The 15,389-nt window shown below is 35.9% G+C and carries 8 protein-coding genes; 1 reads left to right on the top strand and 7 read right to left on the bottom strand.

Annotated features, from left to right (window positions below):
• On the bottom strand, nt 1–3,050 hold a 3,050-nt coding region (locus ACEN2N_RS15210), incomplete at its 3' end, for an Ig-like domain-containing protein (protein WP_441825113.1).
• Nucleotides 3,051–3,423: 373 nt separating this feature from the next.
• On the opposite strand from ACEN2N_RS15210, the gene ACEN2N_RS15205 reads away from it, so the two are divergent.
• Nucleotides 3,424–5,013: a peptide chain release factor 3 gene (locus tag ACEN2N_RS15205; protein WP_441825112.1), complete on the top strand. Its 1,590-nt coding sequence runs from the start codon at nt 3,424–3,426 to the stop codon at nt 5,011–5,013.
• 32 nt (nt 5,014–5,045) lie between these two features.
• Here the strand turns inward: ACEN2N_RS15205 and ACEN2N_RS15200 are convergent, their stop codons facing one another.
• The 6 genes from ACEN2N_RS15200 to rplA all read right to left on the bottom strand — a co-directional run bounded on the left by ACEN2N_RS15200 (nt 5,046) and on the right by rplA (nt 15,380).
• On the bottom strand, nt 5,046–5,360 hold the full coding sequence (locus ACEN2N_RS15200; RefSeq protein ID WP_073247363.1) for a DUF3467 domain-containing protein: 315 nt from the start codon (nt 5,358–5,360) through the stop codon (nt 5,046–5,048).
• A gap of 57 nt (nt 5,361–5,417) precedes the next feature.
• Nucleotides 5,418–9,716 carry a DNA-directed RNA polymerase subunit beta' gene (rpoC, locus tag ACEN2N_RS15195; protein ID WP_441825111.1) on the bottom strand — a complete coding sequence of 1,433 codons (4,299 nt, stop codon included), beginning with the start codon at nt 9,714–9,716 and terminating at the stop codon, nt 5,418–5,420.
• 62 nt (nt 9,717–9,778) lie between these two features.
• Nucleotides 9,779–13,588: a DNA-directed RNA polymerase subunit beta gene (rpoB, locus tag ACEN2N_RS15190; protein ID WP_424001802.1), complete on the bottom strand. Its 3,810-nt coding sequence runs from the start codon at nt 13,586–13,588 to the stop codon at nt 9,779–9,781.
• Between the two features lie 132 nt (nt 13,589–13,720).
• Nucleotides 13,721–14,098, bottom strand: coding sequence for a 50S ribosomal protein L7/L12 (gene rplL / locus ACEN2N_RS15185; protein WP_424001804.1), 378 nt, complete (start codon nt 14,096–14,098; stop codon nt 13,721–13,723).
• Nucleotides 14,099–14,149: 51 nt separating this feature from the next.
• Nucleotides 14,150–14,665: a 50S ribosomal protein L10 gene (gene rplJ / locus ACEN2N_RS15180; protein WP_133688830.1), complete on the bottom strand. Its 516-nt coding sequence runs from the start codon at nt 14,663–14,665 to the stop codon at nt 14,150–14,152.
• Between the two features lie 25 nt (nt 14,666–14,690).
• Nucleotides 14,691–15,380 carry a 50S ribosomal protein L1 gene (gene rplA / locus ACEN2N_RS15175; RefSeq protein WP_424001806.1) on the bottom strand — a complete coding sequence of 230 codons (690 nt, stop codon included), beginning with the start codon at nt 15,378–15,380 and terminating at the stop codon, nt 14,691–14,693.
• Nucleotides 15,381–15,389: the final 9 nt, after the last annotated feature.

Raw genomic sequence — 15,389 nt, 5'->3', positions numbered from 1 at the left:
ATTTCTATTGGAGAATCGATTGGTGTAGATACTGAATCGTCTACAACATCTAGAGCTACCGGTTCACCTACAGTAATAGTTACAGTGGCGGTATCACAGTTTCCTTCTGCATCACATACCGTATATTCTATAACATCTGTTCCTTCGAAACCATCGTTTGGCGTATACGTAATAGTATCATCAGATATATCATCAGGAGTACCTCCATCATTGATTTCAACGGTACCATTTGTTGGATCGGTTACAGTTAATGTTCCATCTGTAGGAATACCAAAATCATTATCCAGAATATCTATTTCTATTGGAGAATCGATTGGTGTAGATACTGAATCGTCTACAACATCTAGAGCTACCGGTTCACCTACAGTAATGGTTACCGTTGCCGTATCACAGTTTCCTTCTGTATCACATACCGTATATTCTATAACATCTGTTCCTTCAAAACCATCATTTGGCGTATACGTAATAGTATCATCAGATATATCATCAGGAGTACCTCCATCATTGATTTCAACAGTACCATTTGTTGGATCTGTTACAGTTAATGTTCCATCTGTAGGAATACCAAAATCATTATCCAGAATATCTATTTCTATTGGAGAATCGACAGGTGTTGCTACAGAATCGTCTACAACATCTAATACTTCCATTGGTCCGTTATCAGGATCTAAATAATCAGGAGTACCATCATTATCGGTATCGTCATTTGTTGGATCACCATCGTTGTTAGCATCCTCGTCAGGTGTATCTATTCCATCACCGTCATCGTCTAAATCTCTATAATTTACATCTTCAGTACCATCGGTATCAGGTAAATCGTTCGCAGGGTCGTTGATCTCATCGTTGACATCGAAACCATCATTTACATCTGACCCCTCATAACCATCGTCTAATCCATCGCCATCTGTATCGACACCTGTAAAAGTTTGATCAGGAATTCCGTCAAAATTAAAATCATTGCCCTCATTGTTATCAGGAACAGTATCATTGTCACTATCCAAATCAAGGTAATCAACATTGTCAGTTCCATCTGTATTTACTGGAGTAAGTCCTGTCGGATATGCACTGTTGACACCATCGTTAGATGCGTATGTAGCAGCATCGTCCTCATTAGGAGCTACATAACCATCAGTAGTCTGTGCTTCTACGTTATCTGGAATTCCATCGTTATCGCTATCGATATCCAAATGATTTGGCTTTCCGTCATTATCCGAATCTAATGGATCTGTCAATGGATTATTGTCTCCATCTAAATTAGGATCTTCAACCGTATCCAATATACCATCATTATCATCATCAAGATCGGCACTGTCAGGAACACCGTCACCATCTGTATCAGGTCCTGGGCTGTCAGGATCTAAATAATCCGGAATACCATCATTATCGGTATCGTCATTTGTTGGATCACCATCGTTGTTAGCATCCTCGTCAGGTGTATCTATTCCATCACCGTCATCGTCTAAATCTCTATAATTTACATCTTCAGTACCATCGGTATCAGGTAAATCGTTCGCAGGGTCGTTGATCTCATCGTTGACATCGAAACCATCATTTACATCTGAACCCTCATAACCGTCGTCCAATCCATCGCCATCTGTATCGACACCTGTAAAAGTTTGATCAGGAATGCCGTCAAAATTAAAATCATTGCCCTCATTGTTATCAGGAACAGAATCATTATCACTGTCTAAATCAAGATAGTCTACATTATCGGCACCATCTGTATTTACCGGTGTAAGTCCTTCAGGATATGCACTGTTGACACCATCGTTAGATGCGTATGTAGCAGCATCGTCCTCATTAGGAGCTACATAACCATCAGTAGTCTGTGCTTCTACGTTATCTGGAATTCCATCGTTATCGCTATCGATATCCAAATGATTTGGCTTTCCATCATTATCCGAATCTAATGGATCTGTCAATGGATTATTGTCTCCATCTAAATTTGGATCTTCTACCGTATCCAATATTCCATCATTGTCGTCATCAAGATCGGCACTGTCTGGAACACCATCGCCATCTGTATCAGGACCAAGTGTATCATCTACATCAAGATAGTCGGGAGTACCATCAATATCGGTATCGTCATTTGTAGGGTCACCATCGTTGTTAGCATCCTCGTCAGGTGTATCTATTCCATCACCGTCATCGTCGAAATCTCTATAATTTACATCATCGGTACCATCGGTATCAGGTAAATCGTTCGCAGGGTCGTTGATCTCATCGTTGACATCGAAACCATCATTTACATCAGACCCCTCATAACCATCGTCCAATCCATCGCCATCGGTATCTATACCTGTCAATATTTGGTCAGGTATTCCGTCAAAGTTAAAATCGTTGCCCTCGTTACTATCGAGAACAAAATCATCATCGCTATCAAAATCTTGATAATCTGGTTTGTTTGGAGGAGGTGTACCATCGGTATTCACTGGTGTTAAACCACCAATATATGCACTATTAATACCATTATTCAAGGTATAAGTCGCACTACTATCAAGGTTTGGAGGAATATAGCCAGCGGTTGTCTGTGCCTCTACGTTATCAGGTATACCATCATTGTCGGTATCTATATCAAGATGATTTGGTTTACCGTCACCATCTCTATCGTCTACTTTAACCCCTTCACCACTACCAGGCAATTTTTCGTAAATATCATCTAAACCATTACCATCTAAATCTATTCCTGATGCTGGTTTATATTTATGAAAATTTGGAGCTTCCAAATTATCTAGAATACCATCATTATCTGAATCTATATCTAAATAATCGGGAACACCGTCACAATCCGTATCTGTAGGATTAGTGGTATGATTATGATCTCCATCTAAATTTTTATCTTCATTTATATCTATGATACCATCCCCATCATCATCGATATCAATTGAATCTAATACACCATCACCATCAGTATCAATAGTATACAGAGTAGATAAATCGGATTCTAGTTTGTTAATGTTAGAAAAAGATGACGTCAACAATAGTAATGTAAAAGTAGCTAATGCTTTTAACAATATTAAGTTACGTAATTTCAAAGTAATTTTACCCATAAGTGTTAGTGTTTTACTAATCACCATGGCATTTAATAGTGTTTTTTGAAAGTTCGTTATAAGAAAGTGGGGCTGTCTTATTTAACGATGCTAAGATATATTATAATTGAATCAACTCAAATTCTTTTTCGATTAACCATCAAATTCATAAGTCAATCGGTTAAAAAACTAGGTCAAATACTTAATAATATTTAACATTTGTACTATCTACGGTAATTATGAATGAAAAGACCATTCTACTTGAAAAATATTTCATTTATATCAAGAGAGTATTATTAAATTGATTTGAAAACAATTAAAAAACTAAAACTATCATTTAGCAATCTTAAATGTTAAGAATTGATTTTATATTACTTTTGCACAAATTTCGTATATGACCTTTAAGCAAGAAATAGAACGCAGAAGAACCTTTGGTATTATTTCTCACCCAGATGCAGGTAAAACTACATTAACTGAGAAATTACTATTATTTGGTGGTGCGATTCAAGAAGCAGGAGCTGTTAAAAATAATAAGATCAAAAAAACAGCTACTAGTGATTTTATGGAAATTGAAAGACAAAGAGGTATTTCTGTTGCCACTTCTGTTCTTGCTTTTAATTATAAGAATAAGAAAATTAATATTCTTGACACCCCAGGTCATAAAGATTTCGCAGAAGATACTTTTAGAACGTTAACTGCGGTTGATAGTGTTATAGTTGTTATCGATGTTGCAAAAGGTGTAGAGGATCAAACAGTTAAATTGGTCGAAGTTTGTAGAATGCGTAAAATACCGATTTTGGTATTTATAAATAAAATGGATAGAGAAGGTCAAGATGCTTTTGACTTACTTGATGAATTAGAGCAAAAACTAGGTCTTTCTGTAACTCCGTTAAGCTTCCCTATAGGTATGGGATATGATTTTAAAGGTATCTACAATATTTTCGAAAAAAATATTAATTTATTTAGTGGCGATTGTAAGAAGAACATCGAAGAAACTATAGCATTTGATGATGTAACTAATCCTGAGTTAGATAAAATTATAGGAAGCAAGGCAGCAACGGATTTACGAGATAACCTAGAATTGGTTAGGGGTGTTTATCCTAATTTTGATAAAGAGCTTTATTTAAAAGGAGAACAACAACCCGTATTTTTTGGATCTGCACTAAACAACTTCGGAGTAAGGGAGCTTTTAGATTGCTTTATTCAAATTGCCCCTACTCCACGCTCAAAGAATGCTGAAGAACGCCTTGTAGCAGCTAACGAAAAAGAAATGACAGGTTTTGTATTTAAAATTCATGCGAACATGGATCCTAAGCACAGAGACCGTCTTGCATTTATAAAAATTGTCTCTGGTACTTTTGAGCGCAACAAACCATATTTACATGTAAGGCATGGTAAAAATCTTAAGTTCTCGAGTCCGAATGCATTTTTTGCCGAAAAGAAAGAAATAGTAGATATCTCTTATCCTGGAGACATTGTAGGTTTACATGATACAGGAAACTTTAAAATTGGAGATACATTAACCGAAGGTGAAAATTTACACTACAAAGGCATACCCAGCTTCTCTCCTGAACATTTCAGGTACATTAACAATGCAGACCCTATGAAGTCTAAACAACTCAATAAAGGTATTGATCAATTGATGGATGAGGGCGTTGCCCAATTATTTACCTTGGAATTAAATGGTAGAAAAATAATAGGAACTGTAGGAGCCTTACAGTTTGAAGTGATACAGTATAGACTAGAGCATGAATACGGCGCAAAATGTAGCTACGAAAATTTCAATGTATATAAAGCTTGTTGGGTTGGTACCGAAAATAGAAAAACAGATGAATTCAAAGAATTTGAACGTGTTAAACAAAAATTCCTAGCAAAAGATAAAAAAGGACAATTAGTTTTCTTGGCCGATTCACAATTTTCGCTTCAAATGACACAGCAAAAATATCCATCGGTAAAACTTCATTTTACATCTGAATTTGAATAAAAAAATCCCAACTTTAAAAGTTGGGATTTTTTTTATGCTTCACCGGTCGGACCAAAATTCATTGGTATCGAAGGTTGCTCATAATCTTTAATAGTACCATTAGCTTTTTCAAACCGCTGTACGTTATCATTTAATGCTTTCAAAAACTTCTTAGCGTGTTGCGGGGTAAGTATAATTCTACTCTTGACCTTTGCTTTTGGAGCTCCGGGCATCATACTAATGAAGTCAACTACAAATTCTGAAACTGAATGATTGATAATGGCTAGATTTGAATAAATACCTTCTGCCATCTTCTCGTCCAATTCAATATTTATTTGCTTTTGATTCGGATTCTTATTGTCACTCATACTTTTATTTTATTAAAAAAATAACCCCCAAATAAAAATTTGAGGGTTATTATAAAATTAGAATCTTAATGCCTCTTTTCTGGCCATTATTTCATCGTATTCTTCCTTCGATCCAACGATAATGCTATCGTAGTCTCTCATACCCGTACCAGCCGGAATCTTATGACCAACGATTACATTCTCTTTAAGACCTTCTAAATAATCTATCTTACCACTTACAGCAGCTTCATTTAAAACTTTAGTCGTTTCTTGGAACGATGCTGCAGAAATAAACGATTTCGTTTGTAGCGATGCTCTAGTAATACCTTGTAGAATTGGAGTTGCAGTTGCCGATACGGCATCTCTTGCTTCAACCAATGCCTTATCACCACGTCTTAATAGCGAATTTTCATCTCTCAACTCGCGAGGAGTAACGATTTGACCTGCTTTAAGGTTAGTAGAATCACCTGCTTCCATAACTACTTTCTTACCGAAAATCTCATCATTTTCCATAATGAAATCATCTTTATGAATCAATTGATTCTCTAAGAAGATAGTATCACCTGGATCTTGAATTCTTACTTTACGCATCATCTGTCTAACAACTACTTCGAAGTGCTTATCATTAATCTTAACACCTTGTAATCTATAAACTTCTTGAACTTCGTTTACTAAGTATTGTTGTACAGCTGAAGGACCTTTAATGGCTAAAATATCTTCTGGCGTAATTGAACCATCTGATAATGGCATACCAGCTCTTACATAATCGTTCTCTTGTACTAAAATCTGATTAGAAAGTTTTACAAGATATTTCTTCACCTCACCTAATTTCGATTCAATGATAATTTCTCTATTACCTCTCTTGATTTTACCAAAAGAAACAACACCGTCAATTTCAGAAACAACAGCAGGGTTTGATGGATTTCTCGCTTCGAATAATTCAGTAACTCTTGGAAGACCACCAGTAATATCACCAGCTTTCGCAGATTTACGTGGAATCTTAACCAAAATTTTACCTTCTTTAATCTTATCGCCATCATCGACCATAATATGCGAACCTACCGGTAAGTTATATGAACGTAAAGTTTCACCTTTAGCATCTTGAATCAATAATGTTGGAATCAATTTCTTGTTTCTAGATTCAGAAATAACTTTTTCTTGGAAACCTGTTTGCTCATCAATTTCAACTTGGTAAGTAACACCTTGATCGATATTTTCATAAGCTATCTTACCTGGGAATTCAGAAACTATAACACCGTTATATGGATCCCAAGAACAAATAACATCTCCTTTATTAACCTTAGCGCCATTTTCAATAAATAATTGAGAACCATAAGGTATATTACCTGTACTTAAAGTAATACCTGTTTTAGCATCAACAATTTTTATTTCACTTGTTCTAGAAATTACAATTTCAGAAGGGTTACCATCTGACCCTTCTCCGGTAACTGTTCTTAAGTCTTCAATCTCGGCAACACCAGAGAATCTTACTTCTAACTTGTTATCTTCAGAAATGTTACCAGCAATACCACCTACGTGGAATGTTCTAAGTGTAAGCTGTGTACCTGGCTCCCCAATTGATTGAGCAGCTACAACACCTACAGCTTCACCTCTTTGTACCATCTTATTTGTAGAAAGGTTTCTACCATAACATTTAGCACAAATTCCTTTTTCGGCTTCACAAGTCAATGCAGAACGAACTTCTACTTTCTCGATAGGAGAAGCTTCAATTCTTTTCACATCTACTTCCATAATCTGTTGACCAGCACGAAGAACTAATTCTTCTGTCATTGGGTTATAAACATCATGTAATGATACACGACCTAAAATTCTTTCCCCTAAGCTTTCAACAATCTCTTCATTCTTTTTAAGCGCCTGAACTTCAACACCTCTTAGAGTTTCACAATCTTCAGTGTTAATAATTACATCTTGAGATACATCTACTAACCTTCTTGTTAAATACCCAGCATCTGCCGTTTTCAAAGCGGTATCCGCAAGACCCTTACGTGCACCGTGCGTTGAAATGAAGTACTCTAAAATCGAAAGACCTTCCTTAAAGTTAGAAAGAATTGGGTTTTCAATAATTTCACCACCACCTGCAGTAGATTTTTTAGGCTTAGCCATTAATCCACGCATACCGGTCAACTGACGAATTTGCTCCTTAGAACCCCTTGCACCAGAATCAAGCATCATATATACAGAGTTGAAACCTTGTTGATCCTCACGAATACGTTTCATGGCTAACTCTGTCAACTGAGCGTTAGTCGATGTCCAAACATCAATAACTTGATTATATCTTTCATTATTGGTAATAAGACCCATGTTATAGTTGGCCATAATACCATCTACTTGAACATTTGCCTCACCAATCATATCCATTTTCTCAGCAGGTATAATAATATCCCCCAAACTAAAGGACAATCCACCTTTAAAAGCGAAATCATAACCCATCGTTTTAATCTTATCTAAGAAAGCAGCGGTAACTGGTACACTTGTAACAGCCAAAATATCACCAATGATATTTCTTAAAGCTTTCTTATTTAGAACTTGGTTGATATAACCAGCTTCTTCAGGAACGAAATTGTTAAATAATACACGACCAACAGTGGTAGGTATAATTTGATTAACCAACTCCCCTTCTTCATTAAAGTCTTTAGTTCTAACCTTTATACCTGCGTTAAGGTTTACTTTACCTTCATTAAAAGCAATTTCTACTTCTTCAGGTGAGTAAAAAGTTAATCCTTCACCAATAACTGGTACTTCTGGTGTTGATTTACGCTCTTTGGTCATATAATACAGACCCAAGACCATATCCTGTGATGGTACCGTAATTGGAGAACCATTCGCAGGGTTTAATATATTCTGAGAAGCAAGCATTAATAATTGCGCTTCTAAGATTGCCTCTGGTCCTAATGGTAAGTGAACCGCCATTTGATCCCCATCGAAATCTGCATTAAATGCAGTACATGCCAATGGATGAAGACGAATCGCTTTACCTTCTATTAATTTAGGCTGAAAAGCTTGAATACCTAAACGGTGCAATGTTGGAGCCCTGTTTAATAAAACCGGGTGACCTTTCAATACATTCTCTAAGATATCCCAAACTACAGGCTCTTTTTTATCTATAATTTTCTTCGCAGATTTAACTGTTTTTACAATTCCTCTTTCAATTAGTTTTCTAATTACGAAAGGCTTGTACAATTCAGCAGCCATATCTTTTGGAAGACCACATTCGAATAAGTTCAATTCTGGCCCTACAACAATTACCGAACGTGCAGAATAATCAACACGCTTACCAAGTAAGTTTTGACGGAAACGACCTTGCTTACCTTTTAAAGAATCTGAAAGAGACTTTAATGGTCTATTAGATTCAGTTTTTACAGCAGATGCCTTTCTTGTGTTATCGAACAAAGAATCTACAGCTTCTTGAAGCATACGTTTTTCATTACGTAAAATTACTTCTGGTGCCTTAATCTCAACTAATCTTTTTAAACGGTTATTACGAATAATTACCCTTCTATAAAGATCATTTAAATCAGAAGTCGCAAAACGACCACCATCTAATGGCACTAATGGACGTAATTCTGGTGGAATAACCGGAATTACTTTCATAATCATCCATTCTGGCTCGTTTTCTCTATTCTCTTGAGATTCTCTTAAAGCTTCTACAACCTGCAAACGTTTTAACGCCTCAGTCTTACGTTGCTTAGAAGTTTCTGTATTTGCTTTATGTCTAAGCTCAAAAGAAAGTTCTTTAAGATTGATTCTACCTAACAAATCAATTAAACACTCTGCTCCCATTTTAGCGATAAACTTATTTGGGTCAGAATCTTCTAAATACTGATTTTCTTGAGGAATAGTTTCTAAAATATTTAGATACTCTTCTTCGGTCAAGAAATCCATTTTCTGAATTTCTTCTCCTTCAGGACCTTTAGCAATACCCGCTTGAATTACTACATAACGTTCGTAGTAAATTATCATATCCAATTTCTTGGAAGGTAAACCTAATAGGTATCCTATTTTGTTCGGTAAAGAACGGAAATACCAAATGTGAGCAACTGGTACTACCAAGTTGATATGACCTACACGATCTCTACGTACCTTCTTCTCTGTTACCTCTACACCGCAACGATCACATACGATACCACGGTAACGAATACGTTTGTATTTACCACAAGCACACTCATAATCCTTAACAGGACCAAAAATACGCTCACAGAACAAACCATCACGTTCTGGTTTGTGAGTTCTATAGTTAATTGTTTCAGGCTTTAAAACTTCACCTCTAGATTCTGCCAAAATTGATTCTGGCGAAGCTAATCCTATTGAAATTTTATCGAACCTTTTTATTGGGTTATTATCTTTTATTCTAGCCATAATAGCGTGCTGATAATGTTTTAATTTGTTTTACTTAATAGTCTTCAATATAAAATATTGAACTATTCCTCAAGTCTAATATCCAAACCTAATCCCTTAAGTTCGTGCATTAAAACGTTGAAAGATTCTGGTAAACCAGGCTCAGGCATTGTTTCACCTTTAACGATCGATTCATAAGTTTTAGCTCTTCCGATAACATCATCAGACTTCACCGTTAAAATCTCACGTAAGGTTGCCGATGCACCATAAGCTTCAAGTGCCCAAACTTCCATCTCTCCAAAACGCTGACCACCAAATTGAGCTTTACCACCCAAAGGTTGTTGTGTTATTAATGAATATGGTCCTATAGAACGAGCATGCATCTTATCATCTACCATGTGTCCAAGTTTCAACATGTAAATCACACCAACTGTTGCTGGTTGATCAAAACGTTGTCCAGTTCCACCATCATATAAATATGTATGTCCAAATCTTGGAATTCCAGCTTCGTCGGTATACTCATTAATTTGATCTAAAGTCGCACCATCAAAAATTGGTGTTGCATACTTTCTACCAAGCTTAAGACCTGCCCAACCCAATACTGTTTCATAGATTTGACCAATGTTCATACGAGATGGTACACCTAATGGGTTAAGAACGATATCTACAGGAGTTCCATCTTCTAAGAACGGCATATCTTCATGACGTACTATTCTAGATACAATACCTTTGTTACCATGTCTACCTGCCATTTTATCACCAACTTTTAGCTTACGCTTTTTAGCAATATATACTTTGGCTAATTTCATAATACCAGCTGGTAATTCATCACCAACAGATATTGTAAACTTATCTCTTCTCAAGTTACCTTGTAAATCGTTAAGTTTAATTTTATAGTTATGAAGTAAATCAGCAACTAATGTATTCGTATCATTATCTGTTGTCCAGCTTCCACCAACTAAGTGAGCGAAATCATCTACAGAATTTAACATTTTCATTGTGTACTTCTTACCCTTAGGTAATACTTCTTCACCTAAATCGTTAAGAACACCTTGAGAAGTTTTACCATTTACTATGGTAAATAATTTCTCAACAAGAACATCTTTCAATTCTTGGAATTTTACTTCGTATTCCAATTCAAGCTTAGAAAGTTCTTCTTTATCTTCTGAACGTTTTCTCTTATCCTTTACCGACCTAGAGAATAACTTCTTATCAATTACTACCCCTCTTAATGAAGGTGAAGCTTTTAACGAAGCATCTTTTACATCGCCAGCTTTGTCACCAAAAATAGCACGTAATAATTTTTCTTCAGGTGTTGGATCAGATTCCCCTTTCGGAGTAATTTTACCAATTAGAATATCGCCAGGTTTTACCTCGGCACCAATTCTAATCATACCATTTTCATCAAGGTCTTTTGTTGCCTCTTCTGAAACGTTTGGTATATCATGTGTAAGCTCTTCAGCTCCTAATTTGGTATCTCTTACTTCTAGAGAATACTCATCAACATGTATAGATGTAAAGATATCTTCACGAACAACTTTTTCAGAAATTACGATCGCATCCTCAAAGTTGTATCCTTTCCATGGCATAAATGCCACAACAAGGTTTCTACCTAGTGCTAATTCTCCCTTTTCAGTTGCATAACCTTCACAAAGAACTTGCCCCTTCTTAACTCTATCACCTTTTTGAACAATTGGCTTAAGGTTAATATTGGTTCCTTGGTTTGTTTTTCTAAACTTAACAAGGAAATAGGTCTTACTATCTTCTTCAAAACTGATTAATCTTTCTTCATCGCTTCTATCATACTTGATAGTAACTTTTTGAGCATCTACATACTCAATAACTCCATCACCTTCTGCATTGATCAATACCCTTGAATCTGATGCTACTTGACGCTCTAAACCTGTACCAACAATAGGTGATTGTGGTTTCAATAAAGGAACAGCCTGGCGCATCATGTTAGATCCCATCAAAGCCCTGTTAGCATCATCATGTTCCAAGAATGGAATTAAAGATGCTGATATAGAGGCAATTTGATTAGGTGCAACATCGGTATATTGAATTTCTGACGGATCTACAACAGGGAAATCACCTTCTTCTCTTGCAATAACCTTTTCAGCATCAATAGTACCATCTTCTTTCATTGGAATGTTTGCTTGCGCAATTTTCATTCCTTCTTCTTCCTCTGCACTTAAATATGTAAAATTCTTATAATCAACAACAGAATTTGTTACTTTTCTATATGGTGTTTCTAAGAAGCCCATTGGGTTTACTTTAGCAAACACAGACAATGAAGATATCAAACCAATGTTCGGACCTTCAGGAGTTTCAATAGGACATAAACGACCGTAGTGTGTATAGTGAACATCACGTACTTCGAAACCTGCACGTTCTCTAGATAAACCACCTGGACCTAATGCCGAAAGTCTTCTCTTGTGCGTAATCTCTGCTAATGGATTCGTTTGATCCATAAACTGAGATAACTGATTCGTACCAAAAAAAGAATTAATTACAGAAGACAATGTCTTCGCATTAATTAAATCAATAGGTGTAAATACTTCATTATCACGAACGTTCATACGCTCACGAATAGTTCTAGCCATACGAGCTAAACCTACGCCAAACTGTTGAGATAATTGCTCACCAACAGTACGTACACGACGGTTAGAAAGGTGATCAATATCATCAATCTCTGCTTTAGAATTGATTAACTCAATTAAATATTTAATAATAGTTATGATATCTTCTTTGGTCAAAACCTGTTTGTCCATTCCAATATCCAACTGTAATTTCTTGTTCATTCTGTAACGACCTACTTCACCTAAGTTGTAACGTTGATCAGAAAAGAATAATTTGTCAATAATACCACGTGCTGTCTCCTCATCTGGCGGCTCGGCATTACGTAATTGACGGTAAATATGTTCAACGGCTTCTTTTTCAGAATTCGTTGGATCTTTTTGAAGTGTATTATGAATAATTGCGTAATCAGATTGCGCATTATTTTCTTTATGTAAAAGAATAGTCTTTACATCAGCATCAATTATTTCGGTAATGTGCTCTTTTTCAAGAATTGTATCTCGATCAAGAACAATTTCATTACGCTCAATAGAAACTACCTCACCAGTATCCTCATCAACAAAATCTTCATGCCAAGTGTTCAAAACTCTAGCCGCTAATTTGCGACCAAGCACTTTTTTAAGTCCGGCATTAGAAACTTTCACTTCTTCCGAAAGGTCAAAAATCTCTAATATATCTTTATCACGTTCAAAACCAATAGCTCTGAACAATGTTGTCACCGGTAATTTTTTCTTTCTATCGATATAAGCATACATAACGCCATTAATATCGGTAGCAAATTCTATCCAAGAACCTTTAAAAGGAATTACCCTTGCAGAATATAATTTTGTTCCATTTGCATGGAATGACTGTCCAAAGAACACACCAGGAGAACGGTGTAACTGAGAAACAACAACCCTTTCTGCTCCATTGATAACAAAAGTACCACTCGGAGTCATGTAAGGAATCGTACCTAAATACACATCTTGTACGATTGTCTCAAAATCCTCATGTTCAGGATCAGTACAATACAACTTTAAACGTGCTTTTAAAGGAACGCTGTAAGTAAGACCACGTTCGATACATTCTTGAATAGAATATCTTGGTGGATCTATAAAATAATCTAAAAATTCCAATACAAACTGATTTCTTGTATCAGTGATCGGAAAGTTTTCCATGAAGGTATTATAAAGACCTTCGTTACCTCTTTCATCTGACTTAGTCTCTAGTTGAAAAAAGTCTTGGAAAGATTTAATCTGAATATCCAAGAAATCCGGGTAATCCGGTGTGTTTCTTGCGGAAGCGAAGCTTATTCTTTCAGTATTATTTGTGAACATCTACGGACAGTGTTTTGATCGTGAGTACTAAATGAGTAGTATACCTCTTAATATACCTAATTCTATAAAAAGGCTTAGGTCTAACCGCAAAAAGCGAGAAGACCTAAACCAAAAATAATATGGTTGTTGCTATTATTTAAGCTCAACTTCTGCTCCAGCTTCTTCCAATGATTTTTTGATACCTTCAGCTTCGTCTTTAGTAACACCTTCTTTAATTGCTTTTGGTGCGCTATCAACGATATCTTTCGCATCTTTCAAACCTAAACCAGTTAATTCTTTAACCAATTTAACAACTGCTAATTTAGAAGCACCTGCTGCTTTTAAAATTACATCGAATTCAGTTTTCTCTTCTGCTGCTTCACCAGCATCTCCACCACCAGCTGCTGCTACTGCTACTGCTGCTGCTGCAGGCTCGATACCGTATTCATCTTTTAATATAGTAGCTAACTCGTTTACTTCTTTTACCGTAAGGTTAACCAATTGCTCTGCGAAATCTTTTAAATCTGCCATTTTCTATCGTTTAATAAAATTTTTAAAATATACTTAGTTAATTGTGCGTTCTTATCTTTCAGATAATGTTTTAAGGATTCCAGCAAGTTTACCACCACCAGATTTAAGTCCTGAAATAACATTCTTGGCTGGAGATTGTAACAATCCAATAATTTCGCCAATCATTTCTTCTTTAGACTTAATGCTAACTAAAGCATCCAAGTTTTCATCACCTATGTAAATTGCTTCTTCTACAAAAGCTCCTTTCAATAAAGGTTTTTTAGATTTCTTTCTAAAGTTCTTTATCAATTTTGCAGGGGCATTGGCAACATCAGAAAACATAAGAGAAGTATTCCCTTTTAATGTTTCAGGTAATTCACCAAATTCTTTGTCTGAAGCTTCCATTGCTTTTGCAAGCAATGTATTCTTAACTACAGCTAGTCTAATATTAGCTTTAAAGCAAGCTCTTCTTAAATCAGAAGTTGTACCTGCATCTAAACCTGAAATATCAGCCACATAAATTGTGGTGCTATCTGCCAACTGCGTAGTCAAATCTTTTATAACGTTTGCTTTTTCTTCTCTTGTCATACTTTTAATTTTTAACTACCAGCTGTTAAACTGACTTTGGATCTAATTGCAAACTAGGGCTCATTGTACTAGACATGAAAATAGTTTTCATGTAAACACCTTTTGCCGCTGTTGGCTTCAATTTATTCAAAGTATCTAACAACTCCTTAGCATTATCCGCTATTTTATCAGCAGAAAAAGAAGCCTTACCTATCGCAGCATGTACGATACCTGTTTTATCAACTTTAAAATCTATCTTACCTGCCTTAACTTCAGCTACAGCCTTAGCCACATCCATAGTTACAGTTCCTGTTTTTGGATTAGGCATTAAACCTCTTGGCCCTAAAACACGACCTAAGGGACCTAATTTACCCATTACACTTGGCATTGTGATAATTACATCAACATCTGTCCAACCGTTTTTAATTTTTTCCAAATACTCATCTAACCCTACATAATCAGCACCTGCTTCTTGAGCCTCTGCTTCTTTGTCTGGTGTTACCAAAGCTAAAACCTTAACATCTTTACCAGTACCATGAGGTAGCGTAACTACACCACGTACCATTTGATTAGCTTTCCTTGGATCTACACCCAAACGAACTGCTAAATCTACAGATGCGTCAAATTTTGTATTGGTTATCTCTTTTATTAAAGCTGAAGCTTCAGAAACAGAGTACAATTTATCTTTCTCTATTTTAGAATGCGCTTCTTTTTGCTTCTTAGTTAACTTTGCCATTTAATTACT

This window comes from Maribacter spongiicola (assembly GCF_052119685.1).
GTDB lineage: Bacteria > Bacteroidota > Bacteroidia > Flavobacteriales > Flavobacteriaceae > Maribacter > Maribacter spongiicola_A.
This window is presented reverse-complemented; position numbering and strand designations above follow the sequence as displayed.

Coding starts and splice junctions, on each gene's coding strand:
- rplL (WP_424001804.1), bottom strand. CDS start 14,098: ATGGCAGATTTAAAAGATTTCGCAGAGCAATTGGTTAACCTTACGGTA.
- ACEN2N_RS15200 (WP_073247363.1), bottom strand. CDS start 5,360: ATGAGTGACAATAAGAATCCGAATCAAAAGCAAATAAATATTGAATTG.
- rplJ (WP_133688830.1), bottom strand. CDS start 14,665: ATGACAAGAGAAGAAAAAGCAAACGTTATAAAAGATTTGACTACGCAG.
- rplA (WP_424001806.1), bottom strand. CDS start 15,380: ATGGCAAAGTTAACTAAGAAGCAAAAAGAAGCGCATTCTAAAATAGAG.
- rpoC (WP_441825111.1), bottom strand. CDS start 9,716: ATGGCTAGAATAAAAGATAATAACCCAATAAAAAGGTTCGATAAAATT.
- ACEN2N_RS15205 (WP_441825112.1), top strand. CDS start 3,424: ATGACCTTTAAGCAAGAAATAGAACGCAGAAGAACCTTTGGTATTATT.
- rpoB (WP_424001802.1), bottom strand. CDS start 13,588: ATGTTCACAAATAATACTGAAAGAATAAGCTTCGCTTCCGCAAGAAAC.